Source organism: Kitasatospora sp. NPDC094015 (assembly GCF_040304075.1).
In the GTDB taxonomy this organism is placed as follows: Bacteria; Actinomycetota; Actinomycetes; order Streptomycetales; family Streptomycetaceae; genus Kitasatospora.
Map to the genome: position 1 here is coordinate 98,241 of NZ_JBEOUL010000004.1, position 20,323 is coordinate 118,563.

The following is a 20,323-nucleotide window of genomic DNA, read 5'->3' on the forward strand; positions in this document are numbered from 1 at the left end:
GGATAACCGGTCCATGATCTGGGGACAGCCCTGGGGATAACCTGTGGATACTCAGGGTGCCCTGTGGGTAACGCTCCGCTGTCCACAGCAGAGCCTGGTTGTCCACATCCGTCCTCCACAGGCGCTGTGGACAAAAAACCGGGTCTGACCTGCGCAAACGGGGTTATCCACGGTTTCCACAGGCCCTACTACTACTACTACCCTTAGAGACCCCCTAGCTTGATCAACAGTGGGGCTGGCCGAAATCTGTGGACAACCGGGGCCCGACACTTGTTCGGCTTGCTTCCGCCCATCTGCTCCGTCTGTCGGTGGAGTACGTCAGACTGTTCTCCGGCAACTGGAAGCCGGGGAGCTCCCCGGTGAGGCGGAAGCCGGCAGACGAAGATCGAAGATCCGAGCGCGTACAGCGACAGCAGGAGCCAGGAGGCGGTTACCGGTGAAGTTCCGGGTGGAGCGTGATGTCCTCGCGGAGGCGGTGGCCTGGGCTGCTCGCAGCCTCCCGGCGCGGCCGCCGGTGCCGGTGCTGGCCGGCCTGCTGCTGACGGCACAGGAGGGCTCGCTGGCCCTCTCCGGGTTCGACTACGAGGTCTCGGCCCGGGTCGAGCTGGAGGCCGACGTCGAGGAGCCGGGCACGGTGCTGGTCTCCGGCCGCCTGCTCAACGACATCTCCCGCAACCTGCCCAACCGCCCGGTGGAGATCTCCACCGACGGCATGCGGGTCAGCGTGGTCTGCGGCAGCTCGCGGTTCACCCTGCCGACCCTCCCGGTGGACGAGTACCCGACCCTGCCGCAGATGCCGAGCGCCACCGGCACGGTCGCCGGCGAGGTCTTCGCCGCCGCGGTCAGCCAGGCCGCCGTCGCCGCCGGCCGGGACGACACCCTGCCGGTGCTGACCGGCGTCCGGGTCGAGATCGAGGGCGACCGGATCACCCTGGCCGCCACCGACCGGTACCGCTTCGCCGTCCGCGACCTGCTGTGGAAGCCGGAGCAGGCCGACATCTCGGCCGTCGCCCTGGTGCCCGCCAAGACCCTGCAGGACATCGCCAAGTCGCTGGGCAGCGGCGACACGGTCTCCATCGCGCTCTCCTCCGGCGGCGCCGGCGAGGGCCTGATCGGCTTCGAGGGGGCCGGCCGGCGGACCACCACCCGCCTGCTGGAGGGCGAGTTCCCGAAGTTCCGCAGCCTCTTCCCGACCGAGTTCAGCGCGGTCGCGGCGATCCAGACCCAGCCGTTCCTGGAGGCCCTCAAGCGGGTCTCCCTGGTGGCCGAGCGCAACACCCCGGTGCGGCTCAACTTCGAGCAGGGCGTGCTGACCCTGGAGGCCGGCTCCGGCGACGACGCCCAGGCCACCGAGCGGATCGACGCCGACCTCGAGGGCGACGACATCTCGATCGCGTTCAACCCGGGCTACCTGGAGGAGGGCCTCAAGGCCATCGACTCCGCGTACGCCCAGCTCAGCTTCACCACGCCGACCAAGCCCGCGCTGCTCAGCGGCAAGGTCGCGGTGGACGCCGAGGCGGACGAGGCCTACCAGTACCTGATCATGCCGGTGCGCCTGTCGGGCTGACCGCCCGCGCCGGACCGCGCCCCCGCGAGCCCGTCCACAGCCTGTGGACCACGTCAGGCCTCGCCCGGACAGTCCCTGTCGGGCGAGGCCTGGCACCGTTCCCGGCGTAGGCTCTGGGCAGCGCGGCAACGGCGCCGCCATCAGGCACGACACCACAGTGAAGGACTTGTCATGGAGCTCGGCCTCATCGGTCTCGGCAAGATGGGCGGCAACATGCGCGAGCGCATCCGCCGCGCCGGCCACACCGTCATCGGCTACGACCGGAACCCGGAACTCGCCGACGCGGACAGCCTGGAGGAGCTCGTCAGCAAGCTCCAGGCCCCCCGGGTGGTCTGGGTGATGGTGCCGGCCGGCGGCCCGACCCAGGAGACCGTGGAGCGCCTCGCCGACCTGCTGTCGCCCGGCGACGTGGTGGTCGACGGCGGCAACTCCCGCTGGACGGACGACGTCAAGCACTCCGAGCAGCTGGCGGCCAAGGGCATCGGTTTCGTCGACTGCGGCGTCTCCGGCGGCGTCTGGGGCCTGGAGAACGGCTACGCGCTGATGTACGGCGGCGACGCCGAGCACGTCGCGATGGCCCAGCCGATCTTCGACGCGCTCAAGCCCGAGGGCGAGTTCGGCGCCGTGCACGCGGGCAAGGCCGGGGCCGGCCACTTCGCCAAGATGGTCCACAACGGCATCGAGTACGCGATGATGCAGGCCTTCGCCGAGGGCTGGGAGCTGCTCGAGGCCGCCCCCGAGGTCACCGACGTGCGCGAGGTCTTCCGCAGCTGGCAGGAGGGCACCGTGATCCGTTCCTGGCTGCTCGACCTGGCCGTCCGGGCGCTGGACGACGACGAGCACCTGGCCAAGCTCAAGGGCTGGGCGGCCGACTCCGGCGAGGGCCGCTGGACGGTCGAGGCCGCGATCGACCACGCGGTCCCGCTGCCGGCCATCACCGCCTCGCTGTTCGCCCGTTTCGCGTCCCGGCAGGACGACTCCCCGCAGATGAAGATGATCGCCGCGCTGCGCAACCAGTTCGGCGGCCACGCGGTCGAGTCCAAGTAGTCCGGCAGTTCGGCAGCCCAGCAGTCCGGTAGTCCGGTAGTCGTAGCAACCCACGCAGTCCGAGCGGTCGGCCGCGAAGGCCCGCAGAAGGCGAGCGCAGTTCCCAGCCATGCACGTCGCGCACCTGTCGCTCGCCGACTTCCGTTCGTACGCCCGGGTCGAGGTTCCGCTCGACCCGGGCGTGACGGCGTTCGTGGGGCCCAACGGCCAGGGCAAGACCAACCTGGTCGAGGCGATCGGCTACGTGGCCACGCTGGGCAGCCACCGGGTCGCCACCGACGCCCCGCTGATCCGGCTGGGGGCCGAGCGGGCGGTGGTGCGCTGCTCGATCGTGCGCGACGCCCGGCAGACCCTGGTCGAGCTGGAGCTGACCCCCGGCAAGGCCAACCGGGCGCGGATCAACCGCTCCGACAACGTCCGCCCGCGCGACGTGCTGGGGCTGCTGCGCACGGTGCTGTTCGCCCCCGAGGACCTGGCCCTGGTCAAGGGCGACCCGGGCGAGCGCCGGCGCTTCCTGGACGAACTGCTGACCGCCCGGGCGCCGCGGCTGGCCGGGGTTCGGCAGGACTACGAGCGGGTGCTCAAGCAGCGCAACGCGCTGCTCAAGACCGCGGCGATGGCCCGCCGTTCGGGCGGAGGCAAGGGCGCCGACCTGTCCACCCTCGAGGTGTGGGACGGCCACCTGGCGCGCGCGGGAGCCGAGTTGACGGCTTTCCGGCTGCAACTGGTGGCCGCGCTGCAGCCGCTGGTGGCGCACGCCTACGCCCAGCTGGCGCCGGGCGGCGGGGACACCCTGCTGGAGTACCGCAGCTCCTTCGAGGGCGAGCTGCCGACCAGCCGCGAACAGGCCGAGGAGCAGCTGCTGGCCGCCCTGGAGGCGGCCCGCGGCCAGGAGGTGGCCCGCGGGCTCACCCTGGTCGGCCCGCACCGCGACGAGCTGACCCTGCGGCTGGGCCCGCTGCCGGCGAAGGGCTACGCGAGCCACGGGGAGTCCTGGTCGTTCGCGCTGGCGCTGCGGCTGGCCTCGTACGAGCTGCTGAAGGCGGACGGCGGCGAGCCGGTGCTGATCCTGGACGACGTGTTCGCGGAGCTGGACGCGCGGCGGCGGGACCGGCTGGCGGAGCTGGTGGCCGGCGGCGAGCAGGTGCTGGTGACGGCGGCGGTGGCGCAGGACGTGCCGGCGGCGCTGGCGGGTGCCCGGTACGCCGTCTCGGACGGCACGGTGTCCCGTCCGGACCCGTGAGTCCCGGGAACCTCGTACGCTGGACGGTCCACGCCTGGATCCGGGCGGTCGTCCACAGCCTGGGGAAAGGTGCGCGGGTATGAGCGAGACGCCTGAGCTGTCGGGTGTGGACCTGGCGCGGGTGGCCCTGCGGGCGGCCAAGGAGCAGGCCAGGAAGCGCGGGGAGCAGGTCCGGGAGAAGCGCGAGGCGAAGCGGCACGGGCTGCGCAGCGGTGCGCGGGCGGACGGCCGTGACCCGGTGCCGCTGGGTGCGGCGCTGAATCGTTTGATCACCGAGCGGGGCTGGGAGGCGCCGGCGGCGGTCGGCGGGGTGATGGGGCGCTGGCCGCAGATCGTCGGTCCGGACATCGCGGCGCACTGCGTGCCCAAGAGTTACGCGGAGGCGGAGGCGGTGCTGACGGTGCAGTGCGACTCCACGGCCTGGGCGACCCAGCTGCGGTTGCTGGCCCGGCAGCTGGTGGCCCGGCTCAACCACGAGCTGGGGCACGGCACGGTGAAGGTGATCAAGGTTCTGGGGCCTGACGCTCCGGTCCGGGGGTACGGGAGGCTGCGCGCACCGGGGAGCAAGGGGCCCGGCGACACCTGGGGGTGAGCCGCGGTCCGGAGGACGGGGGTCCGGAACCCCTGGCGGCCGCTGTGAGGGCCCTGAGCCCCCTGGCCGAGTATCGGGACATGTGCAGAGGGGATTCAGGGCGGCACATCTGCCCTCAGGGGCTGCCAAACGCCCCTCTCTGTCAGTCGTACCGGTAGACTGAGAGCCAAACACTGTTGCTCGCAGCAACCGAGTCGAAACGCCGTGGTCGCAGGCCGTCCGGATCACCCGGGTGGCGTGCGACCCGCGCTGTGCCAGAGAGGGCGCTTCGTGGCCGATTCCGGCAACCCCAGCCAGACCCCAGACCCCACCGACCAGTCCGGCGAGAAGTCGTACGACGCCAGCAACATCACGGTGCTGGAGGGCCTCGAGGCCGTCCGCAAGCGCCCCGGCATGTACATCGGCTCGACCGGTGAGCGCGGCCTGCACCACCTGGTGTACGAGGTCGTGGACAACTCCGTCGACGAGGCGCTGGCGGGGTACGCCGACACGATCGACGTGACCATCCTGGCCGACGGCGCGGTCCGGGTCGACGACAACGGCCGTGGCATCCCGGTCGACATCGTCCCGGGTCAGGGCAGGCCCGCCGTGGAGGTCGTGCTGACGGTGCTGCACGCCGGCGGCAAGTTCGGCAACGGCGGTTACGCCGTGTCCGGCGGTCTGCACGGTGTCGGTGTCTCGGTGGTGAACGCGCTGTCCACCCGGCTGGCGATCGAGATCCACCGGGACGGCCACCGCTGGACCCAGGACTACAAGGCGGGTGCGCCGACGGCCGCGCTGGAGCAGCACGAGGCGGCCGAGCGGACCGGCACCAGCGTGACGTTCTGGGCCGACCCGGACATCTTCGAGACCACGGTCTACTCCTTCGAGACGCTGTCGCGGCGTTTCCAGGAGATGGCGTTCCTGAACAAGGGACTGACCATCGCGCTGACCGACGAGCGTCCGGAGCACGCCGACGAGGAGGGCCGTCCGCTCTCCGTCACGTACAAGTACGACGGCGGCATCGCGGACTTCGTCGCGCACCTCAACTCCCGCAAGGGCGACCCGATCCACCCCTCGGTGATCGACTTCGAGTCCGAGGACAAGGACAAGGCGATCTCGGTGGAGATCGCGATGCAGTGGAACTCCTCGTACACCGAGGGGGTCTACTCGTTCGCCAACACCATCCACACCCACGGTGGCGGCACCCACGAGGAGGGCTTCCGCGCGGCGCTGACCGGTCTGGTCAACCGCTACGCGCGGGACAAGAAGCTGCTCCGCGAGAAGGACGACAACCTCTCCGGCGAGGACATCCGCGAGGGTCTGACCGCGATCATCTCGGTGAAGCTGGGCGAGCCGCAGTTCGAGGGCCAGACCAAGGACAAGCTGGGCAACACCGAGGCCAAGACCTTCGTCCAGAAGGTGGTGCACGAGCAGCTGAACGACTGGCTGGACCGTCACCCCACCGAGGCCTCGGACATCATCCGCAAGTCGATCCAGGCGGCCACCGCCCGGGTCGCGGCCCGCAAGGCCCGTGACCTGACCCGGCGCAAGGGCCTGCTGGAGAGCGCCTCGCTGCCCGGCAAGCTGAGCGACTGCCAGTCCAAGGACCCGGCCGAGTGCGAGATCTTCATCGTCGAGGGTGACTCCGCCGGCGGCTCGGCCAAGCAGGGCCGTGACCCGCGCACCCAGGCGATCCTCCCGATCCGCGGCAAGATCCTGAACGTCGAGAAGGCCCGGATCGACAAGGTGCTGCAGAACACCGAGGTCCAGGCGCTGATCTCGGCCTTCGGCTGCGGCATCCAGGAGGACTACGACGAGTCCAAGCTGCGCTACCACAAGATCGTGCTGATGGCCGACGCCGACGTCGACGGGCAGCACATCCGGACCTTGCTGCTCACCCTGCTGTTCCGCTTCATGCGGCCGCTGGTCGAGTCGGGGTACGTGTACCTGGCGATGCCCCCGCTGTACAAGATCAAGTGGGGTCGGGACGACTTCGAGTACGCCTACTCGGACCGCGAGCGCGACGCGGTGATCGCGGCCGGCGTGGAGGCCGGTCGCCGGCTCCCCAAGGACGACGCGATCCAGCGCTTCAAGGGTCTGGGCGAGATGAACGCCGAGGAGCTGCGCGTCACCACCATGGACGTCGCGCACCGCCTGCTGCTCCAGGTCACCCTGGAGGACGCGGCCCGCGCCGACGACCTGTTCTCCGTCCTGATGGGCGAGGACGTGGAGGCCCGTCGGTCCTTCATCCAGCGCAACGCCAAGGACGTCCGGTTCCTGGACGTGTGACGACCCCAGCGGTCCCCCACACCACCAGGCCCCGCGTGAAAGGAAACTGACCACCAGTGGTCGACGACAACCGTCCGGACGGCGACGAGCAGCCGGAGAACAGCAGCCAGGGCACCGTGCGGATCGAGCCGATCGAGCTCGAGACGGAGATGCAGCGTTCGTACCTCGACTACGCGATGAGCGTGATCGTGAGCCGTGCGCTGCCCGAGGTCCGCGACGGCCTCAAGCCGGTGCACCGCCGGGTGCTCTACGCGATGTACGACGGTGGCTACCGGCCCGAGAAGGGCTACTACAAGTGCGCCCGCGTGGTCGGCGACGTGATGGGCAACTACCACCCGCACGGTGACACCTCGATCTACGACACCCTGGTCCGGCTCGCCCAGCCCTGGTCGATGCGGATGCCGCTGGTCGACGGCAACGGCAACTTCGGTTCCCCGGGCAACGACCCGGCCGCGGCCATGCGGTACACCGAGTGCAAGATGATGCCGCTGGCCATGGAGATGATGCGGGACATCGACGAGGAGACCGTCGATTTCGCCGCCAACTACGACGGCCGCCAGCAGGAGCCGACCGTCCTGCCGGCCCGCATCCCCAACCTGCTGATCAACGGTGCCACCGGCATCGCGGTCGGCATGGCCACGAACATCCCGCCGCACAACCTGCGTGAGGTCGCCTCCGGTGCGCTGTGGGCGCTGCAGCACCCCGAGGCCACCAACGAGGAGCTGCTGGAAGCCCTGATCGAGCGGATCAAGGGCCCGGACTTCCCGACCGGCGCGCTGATCGTCGGCCGCCGCGGCATCGAGGACGCGTACCGCACCGGCCGCGGCTCGATCGCGATGCGCGCGGTGGTCGAGGTCGAGGAGATCCAGGGCCGGCAGTGCCTGGTGGTCACCGAGCTGCCGTACCAGGTGAACCCGGACAACCTGGCGCTGAAGATCGCCGACCTGGTCAAGGACGGCAAGGTCGCCGGCATCGCCGACGTCCGCGACGAGTCCTCGTCCCGGACCGGCCAGCGCCTGGTCGTGGTGCTCAAGCGCGACGCGGTCGCCAAGGTCGTGCTGAACAACCTGTACAAGCACACCGACCTGCAGACCAACTTCGGCGCCAACATGCTGGCCCTGGTCGACGGCGTGCCGCGCACGCTCTCGCTGGACGCCTTCATCCGGCACTGGGTCACCCACCAGGTCGAGGTCATCGTCCGCCGGACCACCTTCCGGCTGCGCAAGGCCGAGGAGCGCGCCCACATCCTGCGCGCGCTGCTCAAGGCGCTGGACCAGATCGACGCGGTGATCGCGCTGATCCGGGCCTCGGAGAGCGCGGACGCCGCCCGCAGCGGCCTGATGAACCTGCTCCAGATCGACGAGCTGCAGGCCAACGCGATCCTGGAGATGCAGCTGCGCAGGCTGGCCGCGCTGGAGAGCGCGCGCATCCTGAGCGAGCACGACGAGCTGCAGGCGAAGATCAACGAGTACAACGCGATCCTCGCCTCGCCGTCCCGCCAGCGGGAGATCATCTCCGAGGAGCTCACCGCGATCGTCGAGAAGTACGGCGACGAGCGGCGCTCCACGCTGATCCCCTCGGATGGCGACCTCTCGATCGAGGACCTGATCGCCGAGGAGAACATCGTCGTCACCATCACCCGTGGCGGCTACGTCAAGCGGACCCGCTCCGACCTCTACCGCTCGCAGAAGCGCGGCGGCAAGGGCGTGCGCGGCGCCCAGCTGAAGCAGGACGACATCGTCGACCACTTCTTCGTGACCACCACGCACAACTGGATCCTGTTCCTCACCAACAAGGGCCGGGTCTACCGGGCCAAGGGCTACGAGCTGCCCGACGCCGGCCGGGACGCCCGCGGCCAGCACGTGGCCAACCTGCTGGCCTTCCAGCCGGAGGAGCACATCGCCCAGGTGATGGCGGTGCGCACCTACGAGGACAAGCCGTACCTGGTGCTGGCCACCCGCAACGGCCTGGTCAAGAAGTCGCGCCTGAAGGACTACGACTCGCCGCGCTCCGGCGGCCTGATCGCGATCAACCTGCGGCAGGACGAGGACGGCCGGGACGACGAGCTGATCGGCGCCGAGCTGGTCTCGGCCGAGGACGACCTGCTGCTGATCTCCCGCAAGGCGCAGTCGATCCGCTTCACCGCCACCGACGAGGCGCTGCGGCCGATGAGCCGCGCCACCTCCGGGGTGAAGGGGATGTCCTTCCGCGAGGACGACGAGCTGCTGTCGATGAACTCGATCCGCCCGAACACCTTCGTCTTCACCGCCACCGACGGTGGCTACGCGAAGCGGACCTCGGTTGACGAGTACCGTGTGCAGGGTCGCGGTGGTTTCGGTATCAAGGCGGCGAAGATCGTCGAAGGCCGGGGTTCGCTGGTCGGGGCCCTGGTCGTCGAGGAGACCGACGAGATCATGGCCATCACGCTGTCCGGCGGCGTGATCCGGACCAGGGTTTCCGAGGTTCGTGAAACCGGACGTGACACGATGGGCGTCCAACTGATCAACCTCGGAAAGCGCGACGCGGTGGTGGGCATGGCCCGCAACGCGGAGGCGGAGGACGAGGAGACCTCGGAGGACGAGGCGGTCGAGGCTGCGGCCGAGGCGCCCGCGGCCGAGGACGGGACGACGGCGGACGGCGCGGCCGACCAGGCCTGACCTCCCGCCCACGGGCCGGTGCCCGCCCCTTCGCCGGGGCGGACACCGGACCGCTGACCGGCGTCGGCCACACGGCCGGCACCGGACCGGAGCGATGACCAGGGCGGACCGCCGGCCTGGCGGGAACTGCAGGAGGACCAGGGTGAGTGGAGCCACGGGTGCTGGAGGTGCCACGGGCGGGCTGCCGGGCGGCACGCCGTACGGCGGAGTGCCGCCCCGTCCGACCGAGCACCCGGCGGCGGCCTCCACCTCGCTGATGCCGCCGGTCGGCGCAGCGGGCCAGGCCGGCACGGCGGGGTACGGCGGCCAGCCGCAGGCGGCCCAGGGCGGCGGCACGGACGGCTTCTCCACGCCGACCACCTACGCGAAGGGCCAGCCGACCCCGGCCCGCGGCACCCGGGTTCCCGGCGCCGCTCCCCGCCGGCCCGGCACCGCTCCGGCCACTGCGCCGGGCGGGCGCACCCGCAAGGCGCGCCTGCGGGTGATCAAGGCCGACCCATGGTCGGTCATGAAGGTGAGCTTCCTGCTGTCGCTCGCCGTCGGCGTGATCCTCATCGTCGCGGCGGCCGTGCTCTGGATGACCCTGGACGGCCTCGGCGTCTTCGACTCGCTGAGCAGCACGCTCAAGGACGTCACCGGCAGCGACAGCGCCGGCAGCTTCAACCTGATGGACTACATCGGGTTCGGCCGGGTCATGATGTTCACCACCCTGATCGCGGTGGTGGACGTGGTGCTGATGACCGCGCTGTCCACGCTGTCGGCGTTCATCTACAACAGCGCGGCCGGGTTCACCGGCGGCGTCGAGCTGACCCTGGCGGAAGAGGACTGACGCCGGGTCACCCGCGCACGACCGCCGGGCCCCGAAGGCTGCTGCTGCCTTCGGGGCCCGTTCGCGTGCCGGCCCGCCTCCGGGGTGCCTGCCTGCCTCCGGGTGCCTGCCCGCGTTCGGGTGACGCCCGGGGGCGGGCCGGTGTGCCGGAAGGGACGGACGCGGCGCCCGTGGATTAGTGGATCGGGTTGGCGGACGCGGGATTAGCCGCCGCCTCGACCGGGCAGCCATTCTCACCGGCGCAGCGTCGCGCCGGCACGGCGGCACGGTGGAGCAGGCAAGCGGTGGAGCTGTTACGGCTGGTCGGAGGCCCGTCATGGCTGAGGTCGCAACACAACTGATCGGTGCGGTGGAGGGGCTGCTCGGGCTGCGCGTGCCGCTGCGGGTGCGGGCCTGGGACGGCAGCGTGGCCGGCCCGCCCGGGGCCCCGACCCTGGTGCTGCGCAACCGCCGTGCGGTCCGCCGGCTGCTGTGGCAGCCCGGCGAGTTGGGCCTGGCCCGCGCGTACGTCGCGGGCGACCTGGAGGTGGCCCCCGACACGGACCTCTACGAGGTGCTCTCCGCGGTCGCGGCGTTCGCCGAGCACCCGAAGGTGCGCCAGCTGGAGATCGGCCTCGGGGACGCCCTCGGCGCGCGCGGACGGGAGCTGCTGGCCGCCCTGGTCCGGCTGGGTGCCGTCGGCCCGCAGCCGGCCCCGCCGCCGGAGGAGGCGGTCCGCCGGCGCGGGCGGCTGCACAGCCGCCGCCGGGACCGGGCCGCGATCAGCCACCACTACGACGTCGGCAACGACTTCTACCGCCAGGTGCTCGGGCCGACCATGGTCTACTCCTGCGCGTACTGGACGCCCGCGGCGAAGAGCCTGGAGGACGCGCAGACCGCCAAGCTGGACCTGATCTGTCGCAAGCTCGGGCTGCGCCCGGGTCTGCGGCTGCTGGACGTCGGCTGCGGCTGGGGCTCGCTGGTGCTGCACGCGGCGCGCGACTACGGGGTCACCGCGGTCGGGGTGTCCATCTCCGAGGAGCAGGTCGCGCTGGCCCGGCAGCGGGTCGCCGAGGCCGGCCTGGAGGGCCGGATCGAGATCCGGCTGCAGGACTACCGGGAGATCCCGGACGGCCCGTTCGACGCCATCTCCAGCGTCGGCATGGCCGAGCACGTCGGCTCCGCGCAGTACCTGACCTACGCCACCGGCCTGTACGGCCTGCTGGCGCCCGGCGGGCGGCTGCTCAACCACCAGATCGCCCGGCGCCCGGAGCTGCCCGGCGAGGCGTACCGACCGAGCCCGTTCATCGACCGCTACGTCTTCCCGGACGGCGAGCTGGCCCCGGTGGGCAGCACGGTCGGCCTGCTGGAGGACGCGGGCTTCGAGGTGCGCGACGTCGAGTCGCTGCGCGAGCACTACGGGCTGACCCTGCGCGAGTGGGTGGCCAACCTGGAGGCGCACTGGCCGGAGGCGGTCCGGCTGGTCGGCCGCGGCCGGGCCCGGGTCTGGCGGCTCTACATGGCGGCGTCGGCGCTGGCCTTCGAGCAGAACCGGATCGGCATCAACCAGGTCCTCGCCGTGCGCACCACCGAGGCCGGGAACAGCGGGCTGCCCGCCACCCGGGAGCAGTGGCTCACCGGCCGCGGCGGCCCTGAGCAGCCCGCCCGCGAGCCCGGCTCCGGAGAGGCCGCGGATACGGATTTGGGAGATCGGCGCTCGGTCCGCTAATCTTTCAGTGCGGCAAGGGCCTATAGCTCAGACGGTTAGAGCGCTTCCCTGATAAGGAAGAGGCCACAGGTTCAAGTCCTGTTAGGCCCACCGGCACAGAAGGCCCGGAGTGATCTCACTCCGGGCCTTCTGGCGTTCCGTGCGTGACCTCCGCCGCGGTCGCTCGTTGGGCCGGGTGCACAGAGGCACTTGTGGGGATGAGCGACTCGAAACTCCTGTGAAGTCGGGGATAGCCGGGCGTCAGTACCGGTCATTGGATCTGTGGACGTGTGCGACCTCTGCTCCGGCCGGCGGATGTCCGGTCCCGTACGCCCCGGGTGATGTGGCGGTCCACGATCCACTTCAACCATGGAGGGCATCCCCATGTCCATGGAATCCGTCGTGCTCGAATCCCCGACGTTGCGCAGCGAGTTGGTCCAGCGGATGGACGGCCGCACCGAGGCGCTCGACACCGTCAAGGCACTCGTCCTGCTCCCGGACGGCGTGCACGTGACCGTCCGGATGGCCGCCGACTACTTCGAGGTCACCGAGGTGGTCATCCGGCAGCTGCTGGTCCGCCACCGCGAGGAGCTGGAGGCGAGCGGCGTGCGCGTGCTCCGCGGCGCTGACCTGCAAACTTTTAAGAGTGACACGCTGTCTCTCTTTTCCGGGGGGAGTTATCCACAGGCTCGTTCCGGCCTCACCCTCCTCCCCCGGAGGGCCGTGCTGAACGTGGCGATGCTGCTGCGGGACAGCGAGGTCGCCAAGGCGGTCCGGCTGGAGCTGCTGGACGCCGCCGAGAGCTTCTGGCGGGCCGGGGCGCCCGAGCCGCCGGTGCGCGAGTTCCGGGGCCGGCCGCGGCCGTGGAGCGGGCTGCGCTGGGACGAGTACGAGCGGGCCGCTGCCGACCCGGCGGTCCGCGAGTGGCAGCGGCGGATCGACGGGGAGGGCCCGTTCGACCCTTTTGACCGGGTGGAGCTGCGGCTGCTCGCGATCGAGCGCCGGCTGGACGCCGGTGAGCGGGTGGTCGCGGCGATCGGGCAGCGGCTCTGCCGGCACGGTGACGACCTGCGGGCGATCCGGGCGGACCTGCGGATCCTGCGCCAGGAGGTGAGCGGCCCGCGCGGTCGCCGCAGGCGGTGAGCGCCGGGGCCGGTGCGTCGGGGCTCCCGGCGCGCCGGCCCCTTCTGCGTGGCGCGTGCGGGGGCGCATGATGGCACTGTCGGATGCGGGCGAGCGGCGGGGAGCGAGCGGTGGCGGTCTTCTGGGCGATGAGCATCCCCGGGCTGGTGTGCGCCCTGGTCCTGGTGGGCCTGGTCGACCAGCTCGCGCTGCGGGCGAGCCGGACCCGCTGGATCCCCTGGCGCGGGACGGGCCGCGAGGGTCAGATCTCGGCGACCGGGTTCGAGCAGCTGCACGCCCAGTTCGCGTCCGGCAAGCAGCACGAGCTGGACCAGCGCCGCAGCACGCTGATGCTGCGCGACGAGGAGGGCGAGGGGGCGCCGCCGCGCAGCACGGTGGATCTGGCCGCCGGGACGGCGGTGCTGCGGGTGCCGGCCGGCCGGGCACACCGTACGACAGGAGGCGTGCCGTCAATCCCGGGCTCGGATCGGTCGGTTGGACCGGGCAGTGGCAGCTCTTGACCGGGTTACCGGTGTGTATCATCGGCCGCAAGGCGGTCTCCACCTCGACCGCTGGTTCGTGCTCGTACACCAAAGGGTTCGCGGGTGCTGCCTCCCGGTCGGGACGGCGGGCCGGTGATCCGCTACTGCAAGCAAGAAGGACGAGGTCCCGCGGTGAAGAAGCTTCTCCTGGTCGCCCTGGTCGCCCTCGGCGGCTTCTTTGTCTACCGTCAGGTCCAGGCGGACCGCGCCGAGCAGGACCTGTGGACCGAGGCCACCGACCCGGTCCCGGCCGGCCGCTGAGCCCGGACGACGATCTTTCGGGGGCCGGGACGCCGGTCTCCGCGGGTCGGCCCCGGCCTTCCGGCCGGGGCCGGTCCGCCCTCCCGGACGCTGCGCGGGGTGCCGTTGATCGGCCCGCGCGGGATTCGTGCCGGGAACGGGTACGCTAGTGCCCGGAACACGGGGCTTTAGCTCAGTTGGTAGAGCGCTGTCTTTGCATGGCAGATGTCAGGAGTTCGAATCTCCTAAGCTCCACACCACACGGCGGCCGCCGACCTGGGATCCAGGTCGGCGGCCGTTGGCTTTTCCGGGCCGGTTTCGGGCCGCGGCGGGTTCGAGCGGCCGGGGTCCGGGGGCCGGGTCAGTGCGGCTTGCGCGGGTCGTGCGGCTTGGGCCGCTCGTCGTGGTCGGGGTGGGGGGCCGACCCGCCGCCGGAGGGGCCGTGGCCGGCGTCGCCGTTGCCCGTTGTGCCGGGCCCCGTGCCGCCGCCCGGCCCGTCCTCCGGCCGGTGGTGGGGGCCCGCGGCGGGCCGGCCGGCGCCGCTCGGGGTCGAGCCGTTCACCAGGGTCTCCTCCACCACGGTGCCCGTGCCGCTGGTGGTGCCGGCGGAGCCGCCGGTCGCGGGCGTACGCGGGGCCGGGGGCTCGACCAGCCACTCCGGGTTGCTCTGCTTGCGGTACCACTGCCAGATCAGCACGCCGCTGCCGATCGCCACCGTGCCCGCCACCGCGAGGCCGGTCGCCCAGCCGTGCCGGTGCTGCTTCTTCGCGTTCTTCGCCGCGAGGTCGCTGATCTCGGCCGCCGTCACGTGGCCGTGCAGGGCGGTCAGCGCCGCCGCCCCGCGGGTCTGCGCCTCCTGCGCCAGCGGGGTGACGGTGGCCTTGGCGCTGCCCACCGCCGAGGTGACCTTGGGGACCACGGTGGCCTTGGCCTGCTCGGTGGTCCTGGCCGCGGTGAGCTTGGCGGCCAGGGCGGCCTCCTGGGCCCGGTGGACGGCCTTCAGCGTGCTCTGCTGGGCGTGCGGGGGCAGACCGGCGAAGGCCTGCTCCAGCTGCGGGACGACGTGCTTGGTGTACTGGGTGCGGGCCGCCAGGGCCGCCTGGGCGGCGCCCGTCCTGGCCTGGGCGCCGGCGGCGGCGGCCTTGGGCCCGAGCGCGTCGATCCGCGGGGTGAGCATCAGCTTGGCCTCCTCGGCGTAGTGCAGGGCGGCGTCCTTGGCGGTGACGGCGTAGGGCGTGAGGTTGTCCTTCGTCCGGCCGGCGGTCTCGCGCGCTGAGTCCAAACGGGTCACGAGCTTCTCCTCCTCGGTGGCGTCCTTTATGCACCTTTCCACCTGTTTGGAGATCATGCACGGCGCCGTGCGGCGGGGCACGCCGGGCTGAGCCGTCCGCGACGGTCATGGGATGATTCCGGGCGTTAGTGATCCCAGAGAGAGGAAGTCGTTCCGTGGCCGAGGACCTGACCGCCACCCTGAAGACCAACCGCGGTGACATCGTGGTGAAGCTCTTCCCGAACCACGCCCCGAAGACCGTGGCCAACTTCGTCGAGCTCGCCGAGGGCGCCCGTCAGTGGGTCGACCCCCGCACCGGCCGGCCGTCGAACGCGCCGCTCTACGACGGCACCGTGTTCCACCGCGTCATCGGTGACTTCATGATCCAGGGCGGTGACCCGCTGGGCACCGGCACCGGTGGCCCGGGCTACAAGTTCGCCGACGAGTTCCACCCGGATCTCGCCTTCACCAAGCCGTTCCTGCTCGCGATGGCCAACGCCGGCCCGGGCACCAACGGTTCGCAGTTCTTCATCACGGTCACGCCGACCGCCTGGCTGACCAACAAGCACACCATATTCGGCGAGGTCGTCGACCCGGCCAGCCAGGCCGTCGTCGAGCAGATCTCCAAGGCCCCGACCCGGCCGGGCGACCGCCCGCTGGAGGACGTGGTGATCGAGTCCGTGGTCATCGCCCGCGGCTGAGGCACCACGGCGTAGCCTGGACGGTCCCGGCGCCCCCCGGAACGGGTGGGCGGCCGGGATCCGTCATGAGGAGGTAGCGGATGCTTCCGGGCTCGCCCGACGACAGCCCGCAGGTCGGGAACGGGGGCGGCCTGCAGGGCTGCTACCGCCATCCCGAGCGGGAGACCGGGGTGGCGTGCACGCGGTGCGGACGCCCGGTCTGCCCGGAGTGCATGACCGGGGCGGCGGTCGGGTTCCAGTGCCCGGAGCGCGTGCGGGAGGCGCACCGCGGCGGGCGGCCGGCCGGCAGGTCGATCGGCGGTCCGGTCCGGGCACTGGCGCCGGTGACCGCGGTGCTGGCCGGGCTGAACGTGCTGGTCTTCCTGCTCACCGAGTACCTGGCGCCGGCCTGGCAGCTGCGGCTCGGGCTGTACAGCTACGTGCCCGCACCGGGGGTGTCGCTCGGCGTGGCCGCCGGGCCCGAGCAGTGGTACCGGCTGCTGACCTCGGCCTTCGTGCACGCGGGCTTCGCGCACCTGGTGACCAATCTGGTCAGCCTGCTGGTGCTCGGGCCGCCGCTGGAGCGGGCGCTCGGCCGGGTGCGGTTCCTCGGCCTCTACCTGCTGTCCGGGCTGGCGGGGAACGCGCTGGCGTACCTGGTCGACGGCGGCTCGCTCTACTCGGTGGGGGCCTCCGGGGCGATCTTCGGCCTGCTCGGGGCCACCGTGGTGCTGGTGCGCCGCAACCGGGCGCCGATGGGGCCGGTGGTCGCCCTGCTGGTGTTCAACCTGGTGGTCACCTTCTCGGTGAGCTGGATCGACTGGCGCGCGCACATCGGCGGGCTGGTGGCCGGCGCGGCGATGGCGGCCGGGCTGGTGTACGCCCCGCCGGGGCGCCGCCGGCTGGTCCCCGGGCTGACGGCGGCGGCGCTGCTGGCGCTGGTGCTGGGCGCCCTGGTGCTGGGGACGGCCCGGCTCGGGGTCTAGGCCTTTCGGATCTTGCCGGCACCGGTTGTCCACAGCGGGCACCCGACTGTGCACAGTGGGTGTGCGGCGGCTCGCCCCGGCCCCTGGTCTACGCGCGTTCAGCTGGCCTTTCGGTTGCCGTCAGGGGCGCGTGGAGGCAATTCCCGGCGCGGAGTTATCCACAGGAAGCCCCGACTTTTCCCCAGTGTGGATAACCGTGTGGATAAACATATGGTCGAGACCGGTGGAGGCATGGCGAAACACCGCCCCGGCGTCGGGCCGAGGCGGTGCGAGGTCGGACGGGAGAGCGGCCGGAGCCTACTTCCACTGGGTGGAGACGCCGAAGCCCGCCGCGATGAAGCCGAAACCGGCCAGAATGTTCCAGTTGCCCCAGCTCGCGATCGGCCAGCTCCCGCTCGTCACGTAGTAGGTGACGATCCAGACCAGGCCGATGAGGAAGAACGCCAGCATGAGAGGGGCGACCCAGCTCCGGCCGGAGCTGATCTTCACCGCGGTCGCCGAGGCCGGCGGGGTGTAGTCGTCCTTCTTGCGGACTCGAGACTTCGGCACGAGGGAATCTCCTGTCGATGCGCTGTGACCGCGCGGGTGCAGCGGGAAAGCGGGCGGCTGTGGGGACCGGATCCGTACGGGAGGCCGTCAGCCGGCACGCAGCACGGGCAGGCCCGCCGTCGTGCCGGGACCAGCTCTCCGCACATGCCACCGGCGTCCGTTAGCGTAGTGGCTCGCCGGGTCTTAAGGAGATAAGGGTACGGTGCCGAATTCCACGATTCCCCCACAGCCCGGCCCCGCGCGCCCCGGCCGGACCCGAATTGTCGGACGTGCCCTGACCTGCACCGTCTTCGCGCTCGCCGGACTGCTCTTCTACATCAGCGCGCAGACCGCCCAGGGCACCGATCTGCGCACCGACAACTCGCTGCTCAAGCTGAGCGACGTGATACGCCAGCGCAGCGAGCAGAACCAGCAGGTGCAGGCCCAGGTCGGCGAGTTGCAGGACCGTACCGACGAGCTGGCCCAGCAGCAGGGGAGCCCGGCCGACACCGACCGGCTGGACGCGCTGCAGCAGGTCGCGGGCCTGGAGCCGCTGCGCGGCCCCGGCCTGACGGTGACCCTGAACGACGCCCCGCCGGGCGCCACCGCCCGGATCCCCAACGTCCCCGAGCCGGACGTGAACGACCTGGTGATCCACCAGCAGGACATCCAGGCCGTGGTGAACGCGCTGTGGCGCGGTGGCGCCGAGGGCATCCAGGTGATGGACCAGCGGCTGATCTCCACCAGCGCGGTGCGCTGCGTCGGCAACACCCTGCTGCTCCAGGGCCGGGTCTACTCCCCGCCGTACGTGATCAAGGCGGTGGGGAAGACCGACGCGCTGCGCGCCGCCGTCGACTCCGACCCGGCGGTCAAGCGGTACCTGCAGTACGTGGTGGCCTACGGGCTCGGCTGGAAGGTCCAGGAGAACGCCGACCTGACCCTGCCCGGGTACGCCGGCTCGGCCGACCTGCGGGCCGCCGCCGGGCAGTAGCGGGCCGGGGCCGGCGGGAACCGGGCGCCCACCGCCCGCTGTCCACCAGGGTGATATGCGCGATACGGAGCCGGGCGGCGGTCTAGTCTGGTTCCCGACCTGAACCTCGCGAGGAGCACCATGTACGGCTGGATCTGGCGGCACCTGCCGGGCAACACCCTGATCCGGGCGCTCATCGCGCTGCTGCTCGTCGTCGGGATCGTCTACGTCCTGTTCCAGTACGTCTTCCCGTGGGCCGAACCGCTGCTGCCCTTCGGTAACGTCACCGTGGACGAGGGCGGTGCCGGCTGACGCCGGTGCCACCGCCTGCCCCGCCTGCCCGACTCTGCACCAGGAGTAGCGCGATGAACTCCGGCCGCCCGCCCCGGATCCTCGTGGTCGACAACTACGACAGCTTCGTCTTCAACCTCGTCCAGTACCTCTACCAGCTCGGCGCCACCTGCGAGGTGGTCCGCAACGACGAGGTGACGGTCGAGCACGCGGCGCTCCGCGACGGCGAGCACGGCTTCGACGGGGTGCTGCTCTCCCCCGGCCCCGGGACGCCCGAGGAGGCCGGGGTCTGCGTCGAGATGGTGCACCGCTGCGCCGCGATCGGCCTGCCGGTGTTCGGGGTCTGCCTCGGCCTGCAGTCGATCGCGGTGGCGTACGGGGCGGTGGTCGGCCGGGCGCCCGAGCTGCTGCACGGCAAGACCTCGCCGGTGACGCACGAGGATGGCGGCGTGTTCGAGGGCCTGCCCTCGCCGCTGATCGCGACCCGGTACCACTCGCTGGCCGTCGACCCGGCGACGGTGCCGGACAGCCTGGTGGTCACGGCGCGGACGGAGAGCGGCGTGATCATGGGTCTGCGCCACCGTGACCTGCTGGTCGAGGGCGTGCAGTTCCACCCGGAGTCGGTGCTGACCGAGGGCGGCCACCGGATGCTGGCCAACTGGCTGGCGGAGTGCGGGTTCGCCGAGGCGGTGGGGCGCTCCACCGGGCTCGCCCCGGTGATCGGACGGGGCTGAGCGCGTGACGGCGGTGCGCCCGGAGGGGAACGCGCAGTGGGCCGGTGGCCCCGGTGACGGTACGGCGCCGGGGGACTGGGGGGTCTACGAGCAGGCGGGCGGGTACGGCGGGCCCGCGCCGTACGAGCCGCCCGCGAGCGAGCGGACGATGAACCTGCGGACGGTGCCGGCCGCCGCGGCGCCGCCCGAGGCCGAGGCCGAGGGCGAGCGTGGCCGGCGGCCCGAGGGCCGGGCCGCGCTGGGCCCGGGCACGGGCCGGCGCCGGGCGTCCGGACCGCGCCGACCGAAGCCGCGGCCCAAGGAGTCCGTGCCGGTGGTGGCCGCCCGGATGGTCGGCGAGGTGTTCATCACGCTCGGCCTGGTGATGCTGCTGTTCGTCTCGTACCAGCTGTGGTGGACCAACGTGCAGGCGGACGCGGCGGCCGACGGCACCCGCAACCAGCTGGAGCAGCAGTGGGCCCAGCCGCAGCCAGCGGCGCCGGGCGGGCAGGCGCCCAAGGACCCGGGCAAGTTCGAGCCGGGCCAGGGCTTCGCGATCGTCTACATCCCCAAGCTCGGTCTCAAGTACCCGATCGCGGAGGGCACCAACAAGCAGCAGGTGCTCGACAAGGGCCTGGTCGGCCACTACACCGGCACCGCGATGCCGGCCGACAAGACCGGCAACTTCGCGATCGCCGCCCACCGCACCACGCACGGCCAGCCGTTCCGCAAGATCGGCGAGCTGAAGCCGGGCGACAAGATCGTGGTGGAGACCGCGACCAGCTTCTACACGTACGAGGTGGCCGGTGGCATCCCGGAGACGCCGCCGAACAACGTGACGGTGATCCAGCCGGTGCCCAAGGGCTCCCCGTTCACCCAGCCGGGGCGGTACATCACGTTGACGACCTGCACCCCGGAGTTCAGTGCCCGCGGCCGGCTGATCGTGTTCGGCAAGCTGGCCGGCGAGCAGCCGCGCAGCCAGGGCCAGCCGGCCGCACTGACGGGCTGAACCGGCTGAGCCGCGCGAGCGGTACGGGAGCGGTACGGGAGCGGGTCGGCGGGCGCGTAGAGGCGCCCTGCCGGCCCGC

Annotated in this window: 19 protein-coding genes and 2 tRNA genes; 19 read left to right on the forward strand and 2 right to left on the reverse strand. The window is 71.7% G+C overall.

Features of this window, described 5'->3' with window-relative positions; translation table 11 throughout:
* Positions 1–436 precede the first annotated feature (436 nt).
* The 13 genes from dnaN (at position 437) to ABT014_RS06780 (ending at position 14,052) form a co-directional block, all read left to right on the forward strand.
* Positions 437–1,567, forward strand: coding sequence for a DNA polymerase III subunit beta (dnaN, locus tag ABT014_RS06720; RefSeq protein WP_350637564.1), 1,131 nt, complete (start codon positions 437–439; stop codon positions 1,565–1,567).
* A gap of 171 nt (positions 1,568–1,738) precedes the next feature.
* The gene (gene gnd / locus ABT014_RS06725; protein ID WP_350637565.1) at positions 1,739–2,614 is read left to right on the forward strand and encodes a phosphogluconate dehydrogenase (NAD(+)-dependent, decarboxylating); all 876 of its coding nucleotides are present in this window, start codon (positions 1,739–1,741) and stop codon (positions 2,612–2,614) included.
* Positions 2,615–2,723: 109 nt separating this feature from the next.
* Entirely contained in the window at positions 2,724–3,857 is a 1,134-nt protein-coding gene (gene recF / locus ABT014_RS06730) for a DNA replication/repair protein RecF (RefSeq protein WP_350637566.1), read from the forward strand.
* 79 nt (positions 3,858–3,936) lie between these two features.
* Complete coding sequence (locus tag ABT014_RS06735) at positions 3,937–4,449, forward strand: DciA family protein (RefSeq protein ID WP_350637567.1); 513 nt, start codon at positions 3,937–3,939, stop codon at positions 4,447–4,449.
* A gap of 270 nt (positions 4,450–4,719) precedes the next feature.
* Positions 4,720–6,720 (forward strand): DNA topoisomerase (ATP-hydrolyzing) subunit B, encoded by a 2,001-nt coding sequence (gene gyrB / locus ABT014_RS06740; RefSeq protein ID WP_350637568.1) that lies wholly within the window; start codon positions 4,720–4,722, stop codon positions 6,718–6,720.
* 56 nt (positions 6,721–6,776) lie between these two features.
* Positions 6,777–9,377, forward strand: coding sequence for a DNA gyrase subunit A (gene gyrA, locus ABT014_RS06745; protein WP_350637569.1), 2,601 nt, complete (start codon positions 6,777–6,779; stop codon positions 9,375–9,377).
* Between the two features lie 142 nt (positions 9,378–9,519).
* On the forward strand, positions 9,520–10,206 hold the full coding sequence (locus ABT014_RS06750) for a DUF3566 domain-containing protein (protein WP_350637570.1): 687 nt from the start codon (positions 9,520–9,522) through the stop codon (positions 10,204–10,206).
* Positions 10,207–10,522: 316 nt separating this feature from the next.
* Positions 10,523–11,914 carry a class I SAM-dependent methyltransferase gene (locus ABT014_RS06755; RefSeq protein ID WP_350637571.1) on the forward strand — a complete coding sequence of 464 codons (1,392 nt, stop codon included), beginning with the start codon at positions 10,523–10,525 and terminating at the stop codon, positions 11,912–11,914.
* 16 nt (positions 11,915–11,930) lie between these two features.
* Positions 11,931–12,004 (forward strand) — tRNA-Ile (locus ABT014_RS06760).
* 273 nt (positions 12,005–12,277) lie between these two features.
* On the forward strand, positions 12,278–13,036 hold the full coding sequence (locus ABT014_RS06765) for a hypothetical protein (protein ID WP_350637572.1): 759 nt from the start codon (positions 12,278–12,280) through the stop codon (positions 13,034–13,036).
* A 110-nt stretch (positions 13,037–13,146) separates the two neighbouring features.
* The gene (locus ABT014_RS06770; RefSeq protein ID WP_350637573.1) at positions 13,147–13,536 is read left to right on the forward strand and encodes a DUF6191 domain-containing protein; all 390 of its coding nucleotides are present in this window, start codon (positions 13,147–13,149) and stop codon (positions 13,534–13,536) included.
* 153 nt (positions 13,537–13,689) lie between these two features.
* A complete protein-coding gene (locus ABT014_RS06775; protein WP_014137031.1) occupies positions 13,690–13,818 on the forward strand; it encodes a DLW-39 family protein in 129 nt (42 codons plus the stop codon).
* 161 nt (positions 13,819–13,979) lie between these two features.
* Positions 13,980–14,052, forward strand: a tRNA-Ala gene (locus ABT014_RS06780).
* A 106-nt stretch (positions 14,053–14,158) separates the two neighbouring features.
* On the opposite strand, the gene ABT014_RS06785 is transcribed toward ABT014_RS06780, so the two are convergent.
* Entirely contained in the window at positions 14,159–15,088 is a 930-nt protein-coding gene (locus tag ABT014_RS06785) for a DUF5324 family protein (protein ID WP_350637574.1), read from the reverse strand.
* A gap of 155 nt (positions 15,089–15,243) precedes the next feature.
* On the opposite strand from ABT014_RS06785, the gene ABT014_RS06790 reads away from it, so the two are divergent.
* Positions 15,244–15,768 carry a peptidylprolyl isomerase gene (locus tag ABT014_RS06790; protein WP_350637575.1) on the forward strand — a complete coding sequence of 175 codons (525 nt, stop codon included), beginning with the start codon at positions 15,244–15,246 and terminating at the stop codon, positions 15,766–15,768.
* Positions 15,769–15,848: 80 nt separating this feature from the next.
* Complete coding sequence (locus ABT014_RS06795) at positions 15,849–16,733, forward strand: rhomboid family intramembrane serine protease (protein WP_350637576.1); 885 nt, start codon at positions 15,849–15,851, stop codon at positions 16,731–16,733.
* Between the two features lie 297 nt (positions 16,734–17,030).
* Here ABT014_RS06795 and crgA read toward each other — a convergent pair whose 3' ends face one another.
* Complete coding sequence (crgA, locus tag ABT014_RS06800; RefSeq protein ID WP_350637577.1) at positions 17,031–17,282, reverse strand: cell division protein CrgA; 252 nt, start codon at positions 17,280–17,282, stop codon at positions 17,031–17,033.
* A gap of 202 nt (positions 17,283–17,484) precedes the next feature.
* On the opposite strand from crgA, the gene ABT014_RS06805 reads away from it, so the two are divergent.
* From ABT014_RS06805 to ABT014_RS06820, 4 genes are all read left to right on the forward strand, one after another.
* On the forward strand, positions 17,485–18,252 hold the full coding sequence (locus ABT014_RS06805) for a DUF881 domain-containing protein (protein ID WP_502894871.1): 768 nt from the start codon (positions 17,485–17,487) through the stop codon (positions 18,250–18,252).
* Positions 18,253–18,372: 120 nt separating this feature from the next.
* Positions 18,373–18,543, forward strand: a complete 171-nt coding sequence (locus ABT014_RS06810) for a hypothetical protein (RefSeq protein ID WP_350637578.1) — start codon at positions 18,373–18,375, stop codon at positions 18,541–18,543.
* Positions 18,544–18,596: 53 nt separating this feature from the next.
* On the forward strand, positions 18,597–19,256 hold the full coding sequence (locus tag ABT014_RS06815; RefSeq protein WP_350637579.1) for an aminodeoxychorismate/anthranilate synthase component II: 660 nt from the start codon (positions 18,597–18,599) through the stop codon (positions 19,254–19,256).
* Between the two features lie 4 nt (positions 19,257–19,260).
* Positions 19,261–20,244, forward strand: coding sequence for a class E sortase (locus ABT014_RS06820; protein WP_350637580.1), 984 nt, complete (start codon positions 19,261–19,263; stop codon positions 20,242–20,244).
* Positions 20,245–20,323 lie beyond the last annotated feature (79 nt).

What these genes read in the sequence shown, in the direction of transcription:
- gnd (WP_350637565.1), top strand. Translation starts at nt 1,739, where the DNA reads ATGGAGCTCGGCCTCATCGGTCTCGGCAAGATGGGCGGCAACATGCGC.
- recF (WP_350637566.1), top strand. Translation starts at nt 2,724, where the DNA reads ATGCACGTCGCGCACCTGTCGCTCGCCGACTTCCGTTCGTACGCCCGG.
- ABT014_RS06735 (WP_350637567.1), top strand. Translation starts at nt 3,937, where the DNA reads ATGAGCGAGACGCCTGAGCTGTCGGGTGTGGACCTGGCGCGGGTGGCC.
- ABT014_RS06755 (WP_350637571.1), top strand. Translation starts at nt 10,523, where the DNA reads ATGGCTGAGGTCGCAACACAACTGATCGGTGCGGTGGAGGGGCTGCTC.
- ABT014_RS06765 (WP_350637572.1), top strand. Translation starts at nt 12,278, where the DNA reads ATGTCCATGGAATCCGTCGTGCTCGAATCCCCGACGTTGCGCAGCGAG.
- ABT014_RS06795 (WP_350637576.1), top strand. Translation starts at nt 15,849, where the DNA reads ATGCTTCCGGGCTCGCCCGACGACAGCCCGCAGGTCGGGAACGGGGGC.
- ABT014_RS06810 (WP_350637578.1), top strand. Translation starts at nt 18,373, where the DNA reads ATGTACGGCTGGATCTGGCGGCACCTGCCGGGCAACACCCTGATCCGG.
- ABT014_RS06815 (WP_350637579.1), top strand. Translation starts at nt 18,597, where the DNA reads ATGAACTCCGGCCGCCCGCCCCGGATCCTCGTGGTCGACAACTACGAC.